Annotated in this window: 19 protein-coding genes; 12 read left to right on the top strand and 7 right to left on the bottom strand. The window is 63.5% G+C overall.

All coding sequences use genetic code 11. The features are described from left to right. Positions 1 to 20: 20 nt before the first annotated feature. From BM408_RS12885 to BM408_RS12860, 6 genes are all read left to right on the top strand, one after another. Positions 21 to 929, top strand: a complete 909-nt coding sequence (locus BM408_RS12885) for a hypothetical protein (RefSeq protein WP_092130267.1) — start codon at positions 21 to 23, stop codon at positions 927 to 929. Then, a complete protein-coding gene (locus BM408_RS12880) occupies positions 926 to 2,875 on the top strand; it encodes an MFS transporter (RefSeq protein WP_092130266.1) in 1,950 nt (649 codons plus the stop codon). The genes BM408_RS12885 and BM408_RS12880 overlap by 4 nt, the downstream gene beginning before the upstream one ends. Before the next feature lie 113 nt (positions 2,876 to 2,988). Beyond that, positions 2,989 to 3,456 (top strand): YiaA/YiaB family inner membrane protein, encoded by a 468-nt coding sequence (locus BM408_RS12875; RefSeq protein WP_092130265.1) that lies wholly within the window; start codon positions 2,989 to 2,991, stop codon positions 3,454 to 3,456. Positions 3,457 to 3,483: 27 nt separating this feature from the next. Further along, positions 3,484 to 3,942 (top strand): hypothetical protein, encoded by a 459-nt coding sequence (locus BM408_RS12870; protein WP_092130264.1) that lies wholly within the window; start codon positions 3,484 to 3,486, stop codon positions 3,940 to 3,942. A gap of 34 nt (positions 3,943 to 3,976) precedes the next feature. Beyond that, positions 3,977 to 4,789 (top strand): DUF2145 domain-containing protein, encoded by an 813-nt coding sequence (locus BM408_RS12865; RefSeq protein WP_092130263.1) that lies wholly within the window; start codon positions 3,977 to 3,979, stop codon positions 4,787 to 4,789. Between the two features lie 31 nt (positions 4,790 to 4,820). Then, entirely contained in the window at positions 4,821 to 5,903 is a 1,083-nt protein-coding gene (locus tag BM408_RS12860) for a zinc ribbon domain-containing protein (RefSeq protein WP_092130262.1), read from the top strand. A 10-nt stretch (positions 5,904 to 5,913) separates the two neighbouring features. On the opposite strand, the gene BM408_RS12855 is transcribed toward BM408_RS12860, so the two are convergent. After that, positions 5,914 to 6,915 (bottom strand): aldo/keto reductase, encoded by a 1,002-nt coding sequence (locus tag BM408_RS12855; RefSeq protein ID WP_092130399.1) that lies wholly within the window; start codon positions 6,913 to 6,915, stop codon positions 5,914 to 5,916. A gap of 255 nt (positions 6,916 to 7,170) precedes the next feature. Here BM408_RS12855 and BM408_RS12850 point away from each other — a divergent pair, with 255 nt between their 5' ends. Continuing rightward, a complete protein-coding gene (locus BM408_RS12850; protein WP_175541775.1) occupies positions 7,171 to 7,656 on the top strand; it encodes a hypothetical protein in 486 nt (161 codons plus the stop codon). 26 nt (positions 7,657 to 7,682) lie between these two features. Here the strand turns inward: BM408_RS12850 and BM408_RS12845 are convergent, their stop codons facing one another. The 6 genes from BM408_RS12845 to queA are packed head-to-tail and all read right to left on the bottom strand — an operon-like array spanning position 7,683 to position 14,351. Next, the gene (locus BM408_RS12845) at positions 7,683 to 8,471 is read right to left on the bottom strand and encodes a C40 family peptidase (RefSeq protein WP_092130261.1); all 789 of its coding nucleotides are present in this window, start codon (positions 8,469 to 8,471) and stop codon (positions 7,683 to 7,685) included. A gap of 53 nt (positions 8,472 to 8,524) precedes the next feature. Beyond that, positions 8,525 to 10,300, bottom strand: coding sequence for an ArnT family glycosyltransferase (locus tag BM408_RS12840; RefSeq protein ID WP_092130260.1), 1,776 nt, complete (start codon positions 10,298 to 10,300; stop codon positions 8,525 to 8,527). After that, positions 10,287 to 10,814, bottom strand: a complete 528-nt coding sequence (locus tag BM408_RS12835) for a GtrA family protein (protein ID WP_092130259.1) — start codon at positions 10,812 to 10,814, stop codon at positions 10,287 to 10,289. The genes BM408_RS12840 and BM408_RS12835 overlap by 14 nt, the downstream gene beginning before the upstream one ends. 17 nt (positions 10,815 to 10,831) lie before the next feature. Beyond that, positions 10,832 to 12,070 (bottom strand): glycosyltransferase family 9 protein, encoded by a 1,239-nt coding sequence (locus BM408_RS12830; RefSeq protein ID WP_092130258.1) that lies wholly within the window; start codon positions 12,068 to 12,070, stop codon positions 10,832 to 10,834. A 3-nt stretch (positions 12,071 to 12,073) separates the two neighbouring features. Beyond that, on the bottom strand, positions 12,074 to 13,237 hold the full coding sequence (gene tgt, locus BM408_RS12825; protein ID WP_092130257.1) for a tRNA guanosine(34) transglycosylase Tgt: 1,164 nt from the start codon (positions 13,235 to 13,237) through the stop codon (positions 12,074 to 12,076). A 52-nt stretch (positions 13,238 to 13,289) separates the two neighbouring features. Continuing rightward, the gene (gene queA, locus BM408_RS12820; RefSeq protein ID WP_092130256.1) at positions 13,290 to 14,351 is read right to left on the bottom strand and encodes a tRNA preQ1(34) S-adenosylmethionine ribosyltransferase-isomerase QueA; all 1,062 of its coding nucleotides are present in this window, start codon (positions 14,349 to 14,351) and stop codon (positions 13,290 to 13,292) included. A gap of 17 nt (positions 14,352 to 14,368) precedes the next feature. On the opposite strand from queA, the gene recG reads away from it, so the two are divergent. The 5 genes from recG to ubiA all read left to right on the top strand — a co-directional run bounded on the left by recG (position 14,369) and on the right by ubiA (position 19,696). After that, the gene (gene recG, locus BM408_RS12815) at positions 14,369 to 16,519 is read left to right on the top strand and encodes an ATP-dependent DNA helicase RecG (RefSeq protein WP_092130255.1); all 2,151 of its coding nucleotides are present in this window, start codon (positions 14,369 to 14,371) and stop codon (positions 16,517 to 16,519) included. Positions 16,520 to 16,604: 85 nt separating this feature from the next. Then, positions 16,605 to 17,186, top strand: coding sequence for a hypothetical protein (locus tag BM408_RS12810; RefSeq protein ID WP_092130254.1), 582 nt, complete (start codon positions 16,605 to 16,607; stop codon positions 17,184 to 17,186). 26 nt (positions 17,187 to 17,212) lie between these two features. Continuing rightward, complete coding sequence (locus BM408_RS12805; RefSeq protein WP_092130253.1) at positions 17,213 to 18,208, top strand: hydrogen peroxide-inducible genes activator; 996 nt, start codon at positions 17,213 to 17,215, stop codon at positions 18,206 to 18,208. An 89-nt stretch (positions 18,209 to 18,297) separates the two neighbouring features. After that, positions 18,298 to 18,822 (top strand): Dps family protein, encoded by a 525-nt coding sequence (locus BM408_RS12800; protein ID WP_092130252.1) that lies wholly within the window; start codon positions 18,298 to 18,300, stop codon positions 18,820 to 18,822. Between the two features lie 13 nt (positions 18,823 to 18,835). Then, positions 18,836 to 19,696, top strand: a complete 861-nt coding sequence (gene ubiA, locus BM408_RS12795; protein WP_254774798.1) for a 4-hydroxybenzoate octaprenyltransferase — start codon at positions 18,836 to 18,838, stop codon at positions 19,694 to 19,696. The last annotated feature ends 18 nt before the right edge of the window (positions 19,697 to 19,714 follow it).

Raw genomic sequence — 19,714 nt, 5'->3', positions numbered from 1 at the left:
CTTAACCCAAGGAGCTCCGCATGCAAACCACCCCCACCCCCGTTCACCGCCGGGTCGAACCGCTCCCCTGGCGCATCCGGCCGCGTGTGCTCACACAACGCCGTGAATGGGCGCTGGCCGGCGTGCTGCTGTTGCTGCTGGCCGCCGCGCTGCTGGGGCCTTCGGTGGCGCAGCCTGGGCACTATCACGACTTCGCCGACCAGCGCGCCTGGGGCGCGTTGCCGCACGCGATGGATGTCATCAGCAACCTGCCGTTTGCGCTGTGGGGCATGGTGGGTGTGTGGGCGCTGCTGCGTGCGGTGCGTGTGCGGGCCGTCAGCAGTGCGGCTGCGGCCATGGCGGCGCTCTTTTTTGGCGGCCTGTGGGTGACGGCGGCGGTGTCCGCGGCCTACCACCTGCAGCCTGACGATGTGGGTCTGGTCTGGGACCGTACCGGCATGGTGCTGGCTTTTGCCGGCTTGCTGGGCCTGGCGGTGATGCAGGCCGTCAGCACCCGCGCCGGCCTGGTGCTGGCTGTGACGGTGTTGGTACTGGGGCCGCTGTCGGTGCATGAATGGTCAGTGACGGGCAATGTGCTGCCGTGGGCGGTGCTGCAGTTTGGCGGCATGGCGCTGATTCTGGGCCGCGCCTTCATGCGGCCTGCCCAGGCACAGGGACTGCCGGTCCGCTGGGGGCTGCTGATTGCAATCTACGCGCTGGCCAAGCTGCTGGAGCTGGGCGACCATGCGGTCTATGAATGGACGGGCCAGCTCGTGTCGGGCCACAGCCTCAAACATGTGGTGGCGAGCTTCGCTGCCTGGCCCGTGGTGTCGGCGCTTCTGGCTACGCGGAAAATCAAGGCAGAATCCACTGCACCATCCACAAGAGAGCAGGCAGGCCGTTTAGCCAAAGCCCGCCGCACAACAACTGAAATGAGGGGTCAAGCATGAGTGTTGATAAGGCCGTACCGGTGTCGCCACCGCCTGTTCACGGGCATCCGAACCAGTTTGCGTTGCTCAAGCAGCGCCGCTTCGCACCTTTCTTCTGGACGCAGTTCTCCGGCGCGGCCAACGACAACCTCTTCAAGTTTGCCTTCACCGTGATGGTGACTTACCAGCTCAGCGTGAGCTGGCTGCCACCGGCGCTGGCCGGGCTGGCGATCGGTGCGTTGTTCATCTTGCCGTTTTTGCTGTTCTCCGCCACCAGCGGGCAGGTGACCGACAAGTTCGAAAAAACGCGCGTGATCCGCTTTGTGAAAAACCTGGAAGTGGTGATCATGCTGATCGCCGCGGCCGGCTTCATGAGCAGCAATCCGAATGTGCAGGTGCCCGTGTTGTTGGGCTGCACCTTTCTGATGGGCCTGCATTCCACCATCTTCGGCCCGGTCAAATTCGCCTACCTGCCGCAGGCGCTGAACGAGCGCGAGCTGACCGGCGGCAACGGCATGGTCGAGATGGGCACTTTTGTGGCCATCCTGCTGGGCCAGGTTGTAGGTGGGCTGATGGTGGCCGTGCCCCAGGTCGGGCCCGACTATGTGGCCATTGCCTGCGTGGCCCTGGCGCTGGTCGGCCGGCTGGTCTCGCAGTTCATTCCGCTCACGCCGGCGACCGACCCCGGGCTCAAGATCAACTGGAACCCGGTGACGGAAACCTGGCGCAACCTCAAGCTCGCCAAAGAGAACACGGTGGTGTTCCGCTCCATGCTGGGCATCAGCTGGATGTGGTTTTTCGGCGCGGTATTTTTGAGCCAGTTCCCGAGTTTTGCCAAGGAAGTGCTGCACGGCAATGAGCAGGTGGCGTCGCTGTTGCTGGTGGTGTTCTCCATCGGCATCGCCACAGGCTCGCTGCTGTGCGAAGTGCTCAGCAAGCGCCATGTGGAGATCGGCCTGGTGCCCGTGGGTGCGATCGGCATGAGCGTGTTCGCGATCGATCTCTACTTTGCGTCGCGCGGGTTGCCTGCCGTGTCCATCATGAGTGTGGGCGACTTCATGTCGCAGCATGCGCACTGGCGCGTGATGATTGACCTGGCGCTGCTCAGTCTTTTCGCCGGTTTGTACAGCGTGCCCATGTATGCGCTCATCCAGCTGCGCAGCCAGCCCACGCACCGGGCGCGCATCATCGCGGCCAACAACATTCTCAATGCGCTGTTCATGATCGTCAGCGCCATCCTGGCCGGCGCGCTGCTCAAGGCCAACTTCAGCATCCCGCAGATATTTCTGTTCGTGGGTCTGGCCAATGCGGTGGTGGCGTTCTATATCTTCATGCTGGTGCCCGAGTACCTGCTGCGCTTCATCGCGCTGATCGCCTCTCGCCTGGTCTACCGCTTCAAGATCACCGGCGACGAGAACATTCCGGCGCAAGGCGCGGCCGTGCTGACCTGCAACCATGTGAGCTTTGTCGACCCGGTGCTGCTGATGGCGGCCAGCCCGCGCCCCATCTATTTCGTGATGGACCACCGCATCTTCAAAATGCCGGTGCTGGGCTGGTTGTTCCGCCTGGCCAAGGCGATCCCGATCGCGCCGCGCACCGAAGATCCGGCGCTGTACGAAGCGGCCTTCGAGGCAGCCGCCAAGGTGCTGCGCGACGGCGACCTGCTGGCGATCTTCCCCGAAGGCGGCATCACCAAAAACGGTGAGCTGCAAGCTTTCAAGGGCGGCATCATGAAGATCCTGGAAAACGCCGAGCGCGACGGACTGCAGGTGCCGGTGATCCCGATGGCGCTGACTAATCTCTGGGGCTCCTTCTTCAGCCGCGTGGAAAAAGGCAATGCCATGGTCAAGCCCTTCCGCCGTGGTGCCTTCAGCCGGGTGGGCCTGAATGCCGGGCCTGCCCTGGCCGCGGCCGAGGTGCAGCCTGAGGCTTTGCGCGACCGCGTGGCCGCCTTGATGACGGCCTGAGGTATCGAAATTTGATACCTAGGAGGCATTTTCGGGAAACTGTATCGCTATTTGCATGATTTTGAGGGGCCTGCGCGCACATTAGGGGCTCCTCAACAACCTCAAAGGTTTTTATGCAGACGCTGATACACCGTGATTCCAAACCCTGGCAAGTCCAGGTCTGGGCTTCGTTCCTGATTGCTGTTTTTCTTTGCGCCGTGGGCTTGTCTTACCTGCCTGGCAAGGACCTGGACCGCGCCTTCATGGTCATGGGTTATTTCTTCTGCCTGTCGGCCGCCTTTGTGCTGGCCAAGTATGTGCGTGACCAGGAGCAAAGCCGCGCCGAAGGCCGGCTGGTCGACACCCCGATGTTCAAGCTGGTGGTGTGGGGCGGCTTCTTTCTGGCGATGTCGCTGACGGGCTGGGGTTTGTGGCGCATGGAGGTCAATGAAACCTACAAGGCTTTCCTGGGCGTGAGCTGGCTCTACCTGATCACCTGCAGCTTTACCCTGGCCAAGACGCTGCGTGACCGCCATGAAGCCGACCTGAGTGAAGCCCGCCTGGCCGGCCGCGCATCGCGCAGCAACATCGCCAGCGAATAAACCGACACACGAACACAGGAGTACATGATGAAGAACCGATTCGCTACCTATCTGATCGCCGCATGCGCCGCACTCACGCTGGCTGGAACCTCATTGGGCGCCAGGGCCCAGTCGGAAGCCTCTGCCTTGAGCGCTGTCTCGGCCCTGCCTGTGGCCTCTGTGGTCGTGGGCGCCAGCGCCGTCGCAGGCTCCGTGGTGGCGGCGCCGCTGATTCTGTCTACCGCCGGCACGGTGCTGGTGGTCAAGACCGTGGAAAGCACGGCCCGTGGAACGGTGTACGTGCTGGAGCGGGCTTCAGACGGCGCCCGCGTCAGCGTTGAAGTGATTGGTAAAGGCGTTGCCGGCGTGTCCATGGTGGCGGGAACGGCCGTGGTGGTCAGCGTGGTGGGCGCGGGTGTGGTGCTGTCCGCGGCCGGCGAGGCCATCGCCTTCATCCCGAACGCGCTGGGCCGCGCCTTGTTGCACAACGAGCGGCTGACCCAGTGATCACCCGAGTTCCTGAATAAAGCACAGACGCACCATGAAATTCCTTAAACCTCTTTTGCCTTTGCTGCTGGCCGCAGTGTTTGCCGCTGCGGCGCCGGCGGCCCATGCCGGCCGCTCCTGCGAAGCCCGCAAGACCACACCGCAAACGGTGGAGCGCGGCATGACGCTGGCCGAGAAGACGCTGGCTTCGCTCAATGCCAGCGGCGAAAAAGTCGTGATACTGGCGCGGGCCGGTCAGGACCTGGGCAAGTACGGCGTGCGTTATTCGCACCTGGGCCTGGCCTACCAGCTGCCCGACGGCCAGGGCGGGATGACCTGGCGTGTGGTGCACAAGCTCAACACCTGCGGCACCAGCGAGGCGGCGGTCTACCGGCAGGGGCTGGGCGAGTTCTTCCTCGACGACCTGTGGCGCTATGAAGCGGCCTGGGTCGCGCCGTCGCCGGAGATGCAGGCCAGGCTGCTGGTGTTGCTGCAGGACCGCGGCCGGGTCACGGCCCTGCATGAAAAGCACTACAGCATCGTGAGTTATGCCTGGGGCACCAAATACCAGCAATCCAATCAGTGGGCGATTGAAACCATGGCGGCCGCGATGGAGCCGGGTGTGAACGCGCGGCTGCAAGCCCAGGCCTGGTTGAAGTTCAAGGGCTATGAGCCCACTACGCTGAAGCTGGGCCCCTTGACCCGGCTGGGCGGGCGCATGACGGCGGCGAATGTGGCGTTTGATGACCATCCGAATGAAAAGCGGTTTTCGGACCGCATTGAGACCGTCACGGTAGATTCGGTGTTTGACTGGCTGCAACGCGCACGGATGACGGACGGCAAGCCCGTGACCGTCGTCAAACTGTGAGAAGCTTGTTTTTCAGGAAACGGAGATAACCATGGCCAACACTTTGCGATTGACGGAAAAATGGATGCACCGCGGCCTCTGGCTGGTGGCCCTGGTGTTTGCCGGCTTTCTGATCGGCCTGGGCGGCACTGTTGTGGGCGATTTGCCCAAGGTCGAAAAGCAGCTCTCACTCGACGACTACATGGACGCCGCCGCCAGCAATGCGGCGCGCAATGCCATCAGGACGGCGGAGCGGGCCGAGCAGGACGCCCAGACCGCGCTGGAGCAGGCACAGCTCAAGCGCCGTGCGGCCCAGGCGGACTCGGCCGCGGCGCGCGAGACTTTTGACAACTGGCTGTCCACACGGCGTGCCACGCAGCAGGCCGAGCAGGACACCGAGCTGCTGTCGCGCACGCGGGCGCTGGATGGCCTGAAAGACAGGGAGCGTGCGGCGGGCGTCGCGGTGGAGGCGCAGCAGCAGGCCGCGCTGGATGCGCGCCAGGGCGCGGCACGTGAACGCCGCAAGCTGGCCGAAATGGAAGAAGTGGCCCAGCAGCAACTCAATGCCGAATACCGGCGCGTGGAGCTGCGTGTCTTTCTGTACCGCCTTGCGCTGACCCTTCCTTTGCTGGTGGCAGCCGGCTGGCTGTTTGCCAAAAAGCGCAAGGGAACCTATTGGCCTTTTGTGTGGGGCTTTATCCTTTTTGCGGTGTTTGCATTTTTTGTCGAGCTCGTGCCCTACCTGCCCAGCTACGGCGGTTATGTGCGTTACATCGTCGGCATCATCGTCACCGCGCTGGTGGGCCGACAGGCCATCATTTCGCTGAACCGCTACCTGGAAAAGCAGAAGCTGGCCGAGCAACTGCCGGACGCGCAGCGCCGCGAAGAGCTCAGCTACGACACGGCGCTGACGCGTTTGTCAAAAGGCGTGTGCCCCGGTTGCGAGCGGGCGGTGGACCTGAAGAACACCGAGATCGATTTTTGCCCACACTGCGGCATCGGCTTGTTTGACCACTGCTTCAAATGCACGACCCGCAAGAGCGCCTTTGCCAAGTTTTGCCACGCCTGCGGCACCACGGCAGACAAAAAACTCAAGCTGCCGCAGACGGGCGCCGACGAAGCGCCCGCGCTCTAGAGGCTCGTAGTTAAAGCGGGCGGCCGAAGAAGGGATAGCCCGGGTCGTTGTAGCCATGGCTGGACGCATGGCCCGGCACTACCAGCTCGTTGATGAAGGCCTCGTCGTCCTTGTCCAGCGCCAGGCCGACCGCTCCATACACGTCTTCCAGGTGCGGCAGCGTGCGCGGGCCGACGATGACCGAACTCACGATTGGATTGGCCAGCACCCAGGCGGCGGCAAACTGCCCGGGCACCTGGCCTTTGGCTTCGCAGCGTGCCTTGATCTTTTGCGCAATCACCAATGACTCCTCGCGGAACTCGGTCTCCAGGATGCGCTTGTCGCCGCTGCCGGCGCGCGTACCTTCGGCCGGCGGCTGGCCGGGCGGGTATTTACCGGTGAGCACACCGCGCGCCAGCGGGCTGTAAGGCACCACGCCAATGCCGTAGTGGCCGCAGGCCGGCAGGATCTCGACTTCCGGGCCGCGGTTGAGCAGGTTGTAATAGGGCTGGCAAACGGCCGGCTGCGGCACGCCCAGCTCCTTGCACAGCCGCACCACCTCGGCAATGCGCCAGCCGCGGAAGTTGGAAAGGCCAAAACTGCGCAGCTTGCCCGCGCGTATCAAGTCGCCCAGCGCGCGAACGGCTTCTTCGAGGTTTTCCTCGTGGTAGTCGCGGTGCAGGTAGAGGATGTCCAGGTAGTCGGTCTGCAGCCGCGCCAGGATGGCATCGGTTTCTTGCAGGATCCAGCGGCGCGAGTAGTGGCTCTCGTTGATGTTCTCACTGACCGGGTTGCCCAGCTTGCTGGCCAGCACCCAGTGCTGCCGCTGCCCGGCCAGCAGCTTGCCCACGTCTTTCTCGGACTGCCCCTGGTTGTAGACGTCGGCCGTGTCGATGAAGTTGAGCCCGTGCTCGCGGGCCGATGCCACGATGCGGCCGGCTTCCTCGAACGGCGTCTGCTTGCCGAACATCATGGTGCCCAGGCACAAAACGGAGACTTTGAGGTTGCTGTTGCCGAGGCGGCGGTATTGCATGGTCATGTTTGCGGCAGAAAAAGTGGGTGGGAAGCGTGATGGTGCCTGAGCCTGAGGCTTTGCGCTGTGCGTCGGTTATTTCGCGGGCCTAAGCGGCGCCGTGATGCTTCTCACGAAGATCGTTGTTTTCAACGAAGTATCTAATTTAGATACTAATCGTATGAAACTAATGATCTTGTATCTTTTAAAGAAACTATTTGAACAAGTCGCCCCACACTGCCCCCACAAGCATGTGCTTGGGCCTTCGGGTAATTTATGAAGATCAATTCGTCCCTGTTCTCCCTGTCGCGCCTGGCGCCCCTTTCAGGCCGCAAGGCTTTGGCCGCCGCTGTGCTGGGCGCCACCGCCCTCACCGGTTGCTATGTGGTGCCGGTTCAGCCCGGCCAGCCGCCAGTCACTTCTTCCACGGTGTATGTCACGCCGGCAATCCCTGCCAGCACGACTTTTTCCGCACGCCTGTATCCCGCGAACGATGCCGCGAAGGTTTACGGCATGGTGGGTGCGGTGGTGACCAACGACATGAACGGGCGCGGCACCTTCACCACCAATATCAACGGTGAAAGCTTCACCGGGGAAGCCACACGGATCGCGGGCTCACCCGTGCGCGAAGGCGTGGCCAATGGTTCGGGCAACCGGGGCAGCTACATCAGCTGCCGCTACCAGATGAATTCGTCCACCATGGGCACCGGGCAGTGCAAGCTCTCCAACGGCGCGCAGTTCACCATGCATGTGGGTGGCTGATCAGCCGGCCTGACCGGCTTGACTGCTTATTGACCTAGCGGCTCCGCAGCCGCCACCAGTGGGGCCGCCTTGAGGTGCCCCACGTACTTCAGCGGCTTGTGAATCATGACGGAGGGCACATCGCCCTCCCGCATGTGCAGCAGGTCACCGGGGTTGATCAGGCGCGGGTCGGCGTCGGTGAGCGGCAGGCCCGCGCTGCGGTAGGCCTCCAGAATGAACTGCGAGCAGAAGAACTGGTCGTTGCGGCCCAGACCGAGCTGCACGGCAGCGATGCCGCGTATGCAGAAGTCGCGCACCATGGACGGCACCAGCGGCAACTCGCACATGCGCCGCTCCAGGGCAAACGGGGCCTGCAGCATCACGCCGAGGTAGTTGTACTTTTTGCCTTCGTGGCTGGCCACAAAGGTGTTGATCTGCACCGCCTGGCCGGCGGTGAGGTCGGGGTGGCGAAAGGCCACCACCGTCGCTTCGTCAGCCAGCATCGCGTCCACGCTGCGGATGCGTATGCCTGAGCCTACGGCTTCGGCGATCTGGTTGTTGCCCATGTAAATCGCGGCGTGGCTGACGGGCGACAGCGTGATCAGCCGGATGCCCACGGAGTTCAGGCCGTTTTCAGCGGTGAGGATGATGTCGCCCGCCTGCAATGCGTCGGCCTTGATCAGCTCGCCGCCGTTGCTGGGGTTGAGCGCCATGCTTTGAAAGTCGAGCGTGGGCGCGCCGGTGGTTTCATGCGGTTTGATGGCCGTGGCGCAGCCGCCCAGCGCCAACATGGCTACCAGGGCAAGGGCCCCTGCAAATCTCGGAAATCGGGACATGGAAACTTCCTTTGTGAAACTTGCAAGGGTGGCGGCGGGCTGAGAACAGGTTCTCAAGGCGCTGCCCGCTCAACCAGATACTCTTTGGCGTACCAGTAGGTTTCGGGTGATTTGAACGCGCCCAGCGTGCCTTCTTTTTCGTCCTGGCGCGAACGCAGGTCCCAGCGCTCGTCAATGACGCGGCAGGCGTCGCAGGGTTTTTGCCCCGCGCGGCGCTGCACCAGCGCGTAGCGTGTGGTCTTGAAGAGCGCGTCCACGTCCTGGTAGTCCACCGGCTGCGCGGCAAAGTAAGGAACGATCTTTGCGCCGGGGATGATGAACTCGTAGCGCTCGAAGTGGCCGTTGAAGTTGCTGGGCACCGACACCGCCTGGCCTTTGAGCAGCGCATCGGTCTCGCCGCGGAATCGCCCCATGTCGCCGTTGAAGGGCAGGGTGACCCAGGCCAGCGCGAACAGCACCGCAAAGCTGCTCAGGGCGGTGATGGGCCGGGTCCACGCGGGTTTGAACATGCCGGCGAGGCAGGCTGCGGCGAGCACGCCCAAAAAGAGCCAGTACAGCGGCGAGAACAGCCAGGCGTCTTGCGTGGCGCGCACGCCGCCGTAGCCGATCAGGCCCATGGCCAGCGCGCCTATGAGGCAGATCACCAGCGTCAGGCTGAACCAGATGCGCGCAATGCGGTCCCAGTAAATCGCGATCAGCACGGCCAGGGCCGGCATGGCGGGAATCAGGTAGCGTGTGGAACGCTGCGTGGGCACCATAAACACCAGCGCGAAGGCCAGCAGCCAGATCCACAGGGCTTTTTCGGTGTCGCTGATGGTTTGCCCTGTTCCCCGGCGCAGGCGCCAGGCTTTCCACGCGGCCCAGGTGCAGCCGATGGCGACGGGCAGCAGGAACAGCGCGTTGGAGTAATAGCCCGTCAGGATGGTCAGTATGCCGCTGCTGCCGCTGAAGGCGATGGCGAAGTAGCCTTTTGACGAATTCATCTTGCCGGCGTTTTCACCGACGACAAATTCACGCCAGACCTCGCCCGGCTGCGGGTCTATGGCAAACCACAGGCCGAAAATCGCGAGTGCCAGCACGCAGATGGCCACCACCTTCACGCCGTCGATCACGACGCCACGCCGGAAAACGTCCCACGGCGCCTTGCGTGCGCCCAGCATCTGGTAGCACAGCGCCAGCGCAAAGCCGACCGGCACCACCATGACAAACGATTTGTAGAGGCAGCCTATGCCGATGGCGATGCCGGCCAGCAGCGGAAACTTCCAGCGCGAGGCCAGCAGTTTTGCCGGCGACCAGGCCACCGCAAAGAACACGCCGAACAGCCAGAAGGTTTCAGGCGCACTGGTCAGGTAGGGCCGGCCGTAGCGGTAGGTGCTGAAGAAAGACAGGTAGACGATGGCCGCGATGGCGCCCATGGCCAGCGCGTGGCGCTGGCGGTCTTCGGCTACGGGCGTTGCGCCCGTGTCGCCGCGGACAATCTTCCAGCCCAGCAGCGCGGTCATCAGGGCGATGGCCCAGGTGTATGCAATGCTGGGCAGGCGCAGATTGAGCAGCGTCCAGTGTTCGCCCCATCCACCGGCCACCATGGCCTGCCAGAACAGCACAGGCGGCTTGGTGTTGCGCATGAAGTCGTAAGAGCTCACCAGCGGTAGCCACTTGCCGGTCTCTGCCGTCAGCCGCGCGATGTGGGCGTACACCAGTTCGTCGCCATTGCGCGGGATATGGTCGCCGCCCAGGCCGAACAGATAACCCAGCGCCACCAGAAGGGCCAGCCCTATCCAGATGCGGTGGACGGGGAGGCGGCTCTTCAGGGACTCAAGGTTTGTCATGGGTGTCGGGCGAGGGTTTTTCGTCAGCGGCTGCAATTTTGACGCGGCGGCGGCGGAAAGTCATGCGGTCGTTGGCGACGAAATTGCACACGCTGGACAGCACGATGGCCAGCACATTGGCCAGCAGGTAGTGCATGTACAGGGCCAGCCATTTGGTCAGCAGCGATTGCAGCACGATGGCCAGGCCGGCGGCCATCACATACTTGCCAAACAGGAAGAGCGCCGAATGATGGACTTCGTGTTTGCGGTCGCGCCAGGTCAGGCGGCGGTTCCAGTAAAAATTGCTGATGGTGGCGACGGTGATCGCCAGCGCGATGGAGTAGTTCAGCCGGTCGTGGAAGTCCGCAATCCGGCTGAACAAAAACTCCTGCGCGACATACAGCACCACCAGGTTGACCACCGTGCCGCTGGCGCCCACCACGCCGAACTTGATGAAACGCCAGCGCACCATGGGCTGCAGGCGCTCGGGCAGGCGCCGGATGATGGCTTCGGCAAAGGATCGGAGTGCGGACATTGAGGAAAGAGGTGGATTCAGGGCGCTGCCAGGCACTCACGCGCCTTGGCCAATACGGCCTCGGGTGCGATGACTTTCAGGCACTGGTTGTCGCCATCGCAGTAAGACGAGCGGTGGTTGTAGGCAGTGAGGCAGGGCGAGCAGGGCCACTGGCTGTAAAAGGAATAACACTGCGGCGTGAGCGGTGCGTACAGGCCCGGGGTTTCGGGGCCGAAGAGCATCAGCGTCCAGATGGGCGTCAGCGCCGCGAACTGCCCTGGCCCGCCGTCATTGGTGACCAGCAGGCGGGCGATATGAAACAACGCCAGCAGTTCGGAAATCGAGCGGGTGTAGCCGGTGAGATCGATCACGGGGCTGCCCGGGAAAGCCGTGTGCACATTGGCCACCAGCTGCCGCGCCAGTGCCTGGTCGTCCTTCAGTCCAATCACGGCCACGGCGCAGCCGTCGGCCACCAGGCCTTCGCACAGCGCGGTGTATGACGCCAGCGGCCAGGCGCGTATCGGCAGGATGCCGCCGCCCGGGTACACCAGCACCAGCGGCTTGCCGGCAATCGCCGGAAAGTCTTGCGCCAGCCGGGCCTGGATGCCCGGCACCAGCGCCGCATCCAGCTGCACATGCGGCGGCGGTTTGCCGGTGCCAGCCGCTGCCAGATTGGCCGGCAGTTTGGACTTGGGCACGGCCGTCGAATCAATCGCGCGCGCCAGCGTCAGGAACTGCGCGCTGATGTGGTGGTACGGGTTGTAGGGCACGGGCCGGTTGATGTGCGAGCCGCGGTACAGGCCTTCTTGCGTGTGGCGGTGAAAGCCCACGCGGATGCGCGCGCCGCTGGCGTATGACAACAAACTGCTGATGCGCGAGAACAGCTCGCAGTCAATCGCCACATCCACATTCGCGCGGCGCAGCTCGCCAATCGCCTTCCACAGGCTGGAGAGCAGGCCGCCCAGTGATTTGTCGTTCACCGTGTGCACATTGGCTGGGTCCACCACCTTCATCAGGTCGAGGATTTCTCGATTCTTGCCGAAGAGCAGGGCATGCAGCGGCGCATCCGGGTAGCGCTGCTTGAGGCGCGCAAACATGTCGTGCGCCAGCACCAGGCTGCCCATCTCCGACAGCAAAATCACCACGATGGCGCGCGGCGCCTTGTCGGCATCGGCGTCGTTGCGGAATCGGCGCATGACCGCATCAATGCCCGACACCGCCGCGCACAGCGGAATGCCGGCCCAGCGGTCAATCCATCGTTGCAGATTGATGTTCATCGCTCAGACGCCTCGTTGCCGGTCGGCGCGGAACTGCGCGGTGAACTCGCCGAAGCGGCCTGCGTCCAGCGCATCGCGGACTTCCTGCATCAGGTTCAGGTAGTAATGCAGGTTGTGGATGCTCGACAGCATGGGCCCCAGCATCTCGCCGCAGCGGTCCAGGTGGTGCATGTAGGCGCGTGAGAAGTTCTTGCAGGTGTAGCAGGTGCAGGTTGCGTCGACCGGCTGGTCTTCGGTCTTGTAGCGCGCGTTGCGTATCTTCAGGTCACCAAAGCGGGTGAACATGTGGCCGTTGCGCGCATTGCGCGTCGGCATCACGCAGTCGAACATGTCGACGCCAGCGGCCACGCCTTCGACCAGGTCCTCTGGCGTGCCCACGCCCATCAGGTAGCGTGGCTTGTGCGTAGGCAGGCGGTGCGGCGTGTGCGCCATGATGCGCTGCATTTCTTCCTTGGGCTCGCCCACGCTCACGCCGCCGATGGCGTAACCGGGCAGGTCCAGCTCCACCAGCGCATCGAGTGACTCCTGGCGCAGGTTTTCAAACATGCCGCCCTGCACGATGCCGAAGAGCGCGTTGGGGTTTTCAAGCTTCCTGAACTCGGCGATGCAGCGGCTGGCCCAGCGCAGGCTCAGCTCCATCGAGCTGCGCGCTTCGCTTTCGGTGGTGATGTGGCCCTTGGTGTCGTAGGGCGTGCACTCGTCGAACTGCATCACGATGTCGCTGTTGAGCACGGTCTGGATCTGCATTGAGATCTCGGGCGTCAAAAACAGCTTGTCGCCGTTGACGGGCGAAGCGAACTTCACGCCCTCTTCGGAAATCTTGCGCATCTCGCCCAGCGACCAGACCTGGAAGCCGCCGCTGTCGGTCAGGATGGGTTTGTTCCAGCTTTCAAACTTGTGCAGGCCGCCGAACTGCTGCATCACGTCCAGGCCGGGGCGCATCCAGAGGTGAAAGGTGTTGCCCAGGATGATTTGCGCACCCATGTCGTGCAGCGACTGCGGCATCACGCCCTTGACCGTGCCATAGGTGCCGACGGGCATAAAGATGGGGGTTTGCACCACACCGTGGTTGAGCGTCAGCTTGCCGCGCCGGGCATAGGAGCCGAGGTAGGCGCCTGCCCCCTCGCCGGCCGGGGCGTCGGTCTTCAGAACTTCAAATTCGAGCATCTTGGGATTGTCGCAGGTGTGTGCAGGGGGATTCAGGCGCCTTCAGGCCCCGTCAGGCGCCGGCCAGAGGGGTTTTGCGGGCCAGCAGCATGGCGTCGCCATAGCTGAAAAAGCGGTAGCGCCCTGCAATCGCATGGCGGTACAGCGCCATGATGTGTTCATAGCCCGAAAACGCGCTGACCAGCATCATCAAGGTGCTTTTGGGCAGGTGGAAATTGGTCAGTAGCAGGTCCACCACGGCAAATTCAAAGCCGGGCGTGATGAAGATGTTGGTGTCGTTGCACTCGGGGCCGAATTTCGCATGCGACTCCAGCGCCCGGACGGTGGTCGTGCCCACGGCCACCACCCGGCCGCCGCGCGCCTTGCAGGCCGCAATGGCTTCCCGCGTGGCCAGAGGCACCTCGAAACGCTCGAAATGCATGGTGTGGTCGGCGATGTTCTCGGCCTTGACGGGCTGAAAAGTGCCCGCGCCCACATGCAGCGTGACGCTGGCGCGCTGCACGCCCCGAGCTTCCAGCTCGGCCAGCACGGCCTCGTCAAAATGCAGCGCGGCGGTGGGCGCCGCCACGGCGCCCGGGTTTTTGGCAAACACGGTCTGGTAGCGCTGCTCGTCGTCGGCGGAATCGGTGTGGGTGATGTAGGGCGGCAACGGCACATGGCCGTGCCGCGCCATCAGCGCATAGGGGTCGCTGCTAAGGCGAAATCGGTAAAGCGGCCCGCTTTCTTCGGGCCAGCGACCCAGCAGCGTGGCGGTAAAACCGCCATCCATTTGCATCACCGCACCGGGCAGGGGCTTTTTACTGACCTTCATGTGGGCGGCGACTTCATGGCCTTCGTCCGCATGGGGCGACAGCACACGCTCTATCAACAGCTCCAGCTTGCCGCCGCTGGCTTTCTGGCCGAAGAGCCGGGCTTTGACGACCTTGGTGTCGTTGAAGACCAGCAGGTCGCCCGGCTGCAACAGGCCGGGGAGCTCGGTGAACCGGCGGTCTACCGTCAGGTCTTCCCGACCGTCGAGCAGGCGCGAGGCGCTTCGCTGGGCGGCGGGGTGTTGGGCGATGAGTTCTTCGGGCAGCGTGAAATCAAAATCGCTGAGGGTGAAATGCTTCGTCATGAAGGCACAATTGTCCCATGTCGCCACCTGGTGCTTCCGCCCGAAAAGCTGCCCCGCCAGAGGCTGCAGCCGGGGACAAGGCCGCGCCTCGGGCTCAGGCTGAAAAAGCCCCGGTCAAGTCGCCGGCGCAAAAAGCCCTGGAAAAGCTAGGCCTGCGCCGCGATATCGACCTGGCCCTGCACCTGCCCCTGCGTTATGAAGACGAAACCCGCATCGTGCGCCTGGCCGATGCCCGCGACGGCGACCTGGTGCAGATCGAAGGGGAGGTGACGCACAGCGACATCGCCTTTCGCCCGCGCCGCCAGCTGCGGGTGACGGTGGACGACGGCAGCGGCACCTGCGTGCTGCGCTTCATCAATTTTTACCCGGCCCACCAAAAGACCCTGAGCGTGGGCGCCCGCGTGCGGGTGCGTGGTGAGATCCGCGGTGGTTTTGTGGCCCGCGAAATGATTCACCCCGCCTTCAGGCTGGCGGGCGGCGAATTGCCGGGTGCGCTGACGCCGGTGTACCCCACGGTGGCTGCCTTGCCGCAGAACTACCTGCGCAAGGCGGTGCTGAGCGGGTTGTCGCGCGCCGATCTCAGTGAGACCATTCCGGCCGAGTTTTTGAGTAAAAACATGCCGAAGCCCTTATGGAGTCTGCGTGAGTCGCTACAGTTTTTGCATCACCCCACGCCAGACGTGGCGCTGGCTACGCTGGAAGACCGCAGCCACCCGGCCTGGCAGCGCCTGAAGGCCGAGGAACTGTTGGCCCAGCAGCTGTCGCAATTGCAGGCCAGGCGCATACGTGCCGCCATGCGCGCGCCGGCGCTGGACGGCCCCGCCATGCGCGGCCCGCAGTGCACGCTGGAGGAACAATTGCTCGAGCGCCTGCCGTTTCGCCTCACCGCCGCCCAGCAGCGCGTGTGCCAAGAAATTGAAGCGGACCTGAAGAAAAACATCCCCATGCACCGGCTGCTGCAGGGCGATGTGGGCGCAGGTAAAACCGTGGTGGCAGCGCTGGCCGCAGCCCGCTGCATTGACGCGGGCTGGCAATGCGCCCTGATGGCGCCCACCGAAATCCTGGCCGAGCAGCACTTCAGCAAATTGATCGGCTGGCTGGAGCCCCTGGGCATCAAGACCGCCTGGCTGACCGGCAGCCAGAAGACCAAGGAGCGGCGCGAGATGCTGGCGCTGATTGAAAGCGGCGCCGCAGGCCTGGTGATAGGCACGCACGCCGTGATCCAGGACAAGGTGAAGTTCAAAAACCTGGCGCTGGCCATCATCGACGAGCAGCATCGCTTCGGCGTGGCGCAGCGGCTTGCCCTGCGCAGCAAGATGACCGAGGGTGGGCAGGAGCCCCACCTGCTCATGATGACCGCCACCCCCATTCCGCGCACCCTGGCCATGAGCTACTACGCCGACCTGGATGTTTCCACCATCGACGAGCTGCCCCCCGGCCGCACGCCCATCGTGACCAAGGTGGTGAGCGACGCCCGGCGCGACGAGGTGATCACGCGCATACGCGGCCAGCTTGCCGAGGGCCGGCAGATCTACTGGGTCTGCCCGCTGATTGAAGAAAGCGAGTCCATCGACCTCGTCAATGCCACCCAGACGCACGAGGCGCTTAGTGCCGCCTTGCCTGGCGTGATGGTGGGCCTGCTGCATTCGCGCATGCCGGTCGCCGAAAAGAAAGCCGTGATGGCCTTGTTCACCAGCGGGGTGATGGGTGTGCTGGTCAGCACTACGGTGATTGAGGTGGGAGTGGACGTGCCCAACGCTTCATTGATGGTGATTGAGCATGCCGAGCGCTTTGGCCTGAGCCAGCTGCACCAGCTGCGCGGCCGGGTGGGGCGCGGCGCGGCTGCGTCGGCCTGCGTGCTGCTCTATTCGACCGGTGAAGCCTCACGCTTGGGCGAGATGGCGCGTGAGCGCCTCAAGGCCATGGCGCAAACCAATGACGGCTTTGAAATTGCCAGGCGCGACCTGGAAATCCGCGGGCCCGGCGAGTTTCTGGGCGCGCGGCAGTCGGGCGCGCCGCTGCTGCGTTTTGCCGACCTTGAAACCGACGCGGCGCTGCTGGCCTGGGCGCGCGGCCTGGCGCCCAGAATGCTGGACCAGTACCGGCAATTGGCGAATTTGCACATCGCACGCTGGTTGGGTGGAAAATCGGACTACCTTAAGGCCTGAGTTAGGGCCTGAGGGATGGGGCCTGCAGGTAAACAAGCCATGAACTCAACAACATATTCATAACAGACGAAAGAGGAGAATGCGAATGAACTGGATGACTAAATGCGCTGCCCTGGTATTGGCTTTGGCCCTGGCGGGCTGTGCCGGGACCAAATTCGTGCGCCCGGCAGAGAGCGAGTTGACGCTGGGCAAAACCACCGAGCAGGAAGTCATGGCCCGTCTGGGCAGGCCTTTCCAGGAGGCAACCGGCTTGTCCAATGGAAAGCAGATTCGCACGCTCAGCTACGCCTATGCCTCCATGGGTGGCCAGGCCAAGACCGTGGGCGTGACGCCGGTTCATGCCTTGACCGTGGTGTTTAGCGAGGGCAAACTGGTTTCCAAGTCCTATTTGTCCAACATGAAAGAAGACGCCACCGATTTCGACGGCAGCAAGGTGCCCCTGGTGGAGGTCGGCAAGACCACGGTGGCGCAGGTCAATACCCTGTTCGGACCGGCGCCAGGCGAGGCGATTTTCCCGGCGATCAAACAACCGGCGGGCCGCGCCGCGATTTACAGCTATCAGGAGATGAGGGGCTTTACGCCTAGTCACAAAACCCTGACCGTGGTGTTTGATGCCCAAGGTATCGTGGCCGACGTGGACTACAAGAACCAGGGGACGTGGAAGTAGGCGAAGGCCTAGAATCGCGAGACGCCATGACGCTGACCGAACTCAAATACATCGTTGCCGTTGCCCGGGAAAAGCATTTCGGCAAGGGAGCCGATGCGTGTCACGTCTCGCAGCCCACCCTCAGTGTGGCCATCAAGAAGCTTGAGGAAGAACTGCAGGTCAAGCTGTTTGAGCGCAACGCCAACGAAATCACCGTGACCCCGCTGGGTGAAGAAATCGTGCGCCAGGCCCAGAGCGTGCTGGAGCAGGCCGACAACATCCGCGAAATCGCCAAGCGCGGCAAGGACCCGCTGGCCGGCGCGCTGCGGCTGGGCGTGATCTACACCATTGGCCCCTATTTGCTGCCCGACCTGGTGCGCCAGGCGATTGCCCACACGCCGCAAATGCCGCTCATGCTGCAGGAGAACTTCACCGTCAAGCTGCTCGAAGAGCTGCGCACCGGCGAGATTGATTGCGCCATCCTGGCCGAGCCCTTTCCCGATGCCAACCTGGCGATCGCGCCGCTGTATGACGAGCCTTTCATGGCGGCGGTGCCCAGCTCACACCCGCTGGCTTCGCGCAAGGGCGTGACGGCCGAAGAGCTGAAAAAGGAAACCATGCTGCTCTTGGGCACGGGCCACTGCTTTCGCGACCATGTGCTGGAGGTCTGCCCCGAGTTCGCGCGCTTTTCCAGCAACACCGAAGGCATCAGCAAGAGTTTTGAGGGCTCGTCGCTGGAAACCATCAAGCACATGGTGGCGGCCGGTATGGGCATCACGCTGGTGCCGCGCCTGGGTGTGCCCAAAGAAGCGCTGGCCGAGCAGGCCGCCGCCAAAAAAGCCGCCAAAGGCAAGCCTGCGGGCCGCAGCAGCGTGGCGGCAGAGCAGCCCTCGTACATCAAATACCTGCCCTTCGAGGGCGAAGTGCCCAGCCGGCGCGTGGTGCTGGCCTGGCGGCGCAGTTTCACCCGCTATGAAGCCATTGCCGCGCTGCGCAACGCCATCTATGCCTGCGAATTGCCCGGCGTCAACCGCCTCTCGTAAATCCGTCTATGGCGGGTATTGAGTGCGGCTGTTGCAGCCTTCACCTTGATTTCGTAAAGTTAAAACCTGATTTTTAAAAGGGAAACACCATGGCCAAAGCATCGACCAAACCTGCCGGCAAATCTGCTGGTAAAGCCGCCCCCTCCATCAACATCGGCATCAGTGAAAAAGACCGCGCGGCGATCGCCAAGGGCCTGAGCCGCCTGCTGGCCGATACCTACACGCTCTACCTCACCACCCATAACTTCCACTGGAACGTGACGGGCCCGATGTTCAACACGCTGCACCTGATGTTCATGACGCAGTACACCGAACTTTGGGCTGCGGTCGACCCGGTGGCCGAACGCATCCGCTCGCTGGGCCACCCCGCGCCGGGCTCGTATGCCCAGTTCAGCAAGCTGGCCTCGATTCCTGATGTGCCGGTGGTGCCGCCCAAGGCGCTCGAGATGGTGCGCATCCTGGTGCAAGGCCATGAAGCCGTGGCACGCACCGCGCGCGAGCTGTTCCCGCTGGCCGACAAGGCCAATGACGAGCCGACCGCCGATTTGCTGACGCAACGCCTGACGGTGCATGAGCAGACCGCCTGGATGCTGCGATCGCTGCTCGAAGACTGATGAGCCTCCTGGCTTGTTAACGCAAAAACTCGATCTCTACCTTCAACTGATCCGCTGGAACCGTCCGGCGGGCTGGTTGCTGCTGCTTTGGCCAACGCTGTCGGCGCTGTGGATCGCGTCACACGGTTTTCCGGGCTGGCACCTGGTTGCGGTGTTCACGCTGGGAACCATCCTGATGCGCAGCGCGGGCTGCTGCATCAACGACGTGGCCGACCGGGAGTTTGACCGCCACGTCAAACGCACGGCCGAGCGGCCCGTGACCCGCGGGGCGGTGTCGGTGCGCGAGGCGCTGATCGTCGGCGCGGTGCTGGCGCTGCTGGCTTTTGGCCTCGTGCTCACCACCAATACCGTCACCATCGCCTGGTCGTTCGCCGCGCTGGCCGTCACGCTGGTGTATCCCTATGCCAAGCGCTATGTGTCCATGCCGCAGGCGGTGCTGGGCGTGGCTTTCAGCTTCGGCATTCCGATGGCGTTCGCCGCCGTCCAGTCGCGCGTGCCCTTGCTGGCGTGGGTCTTGTTGATTGGCAACCTGTTCTGGGTGATTGCCTACGACACCGAATACGCCATGGTGGACCGCGACGATGACCTGAAGATCGGCATGAAAACCTCGGCCATCACCCTGGGCCGGTTCGATGTGGCGGCGGTCATGCTGTGCTACGGGCTTTACCTGGCGATCTGGGCATGGGCCCTGGCGGGCATGGTGCAGTCAGCGATCTACTGGGTGGCGATTGGCGTGGCGCTGGCGCAGGCCTTGTGGCACGGCTGGCTGATCCGCAAGCGGGAGCGCGATGACTGCTTCAAGGCTTTCCGCCTGAATCACTGGCTGGGGTTCACGGTATTCGCGGGGATTGTGCTGTCGTACCTGGGCCGCTGAGCCGAAACACCCGCCCAT

It is taken from the genome of Polaromonas sp. YR568 (genome assembly GCF_900116715.1).
Lineage (GTDB): Bacteria > Pseudomonadota > Gammaproteobacteria > Burkholderiales > Burkholderiaceae_C > Polaromonas.
Note: the sequence above shows the minus strand (reverse complement) of the source record. Positions and strands in the feature narration are given on the sequence as shown.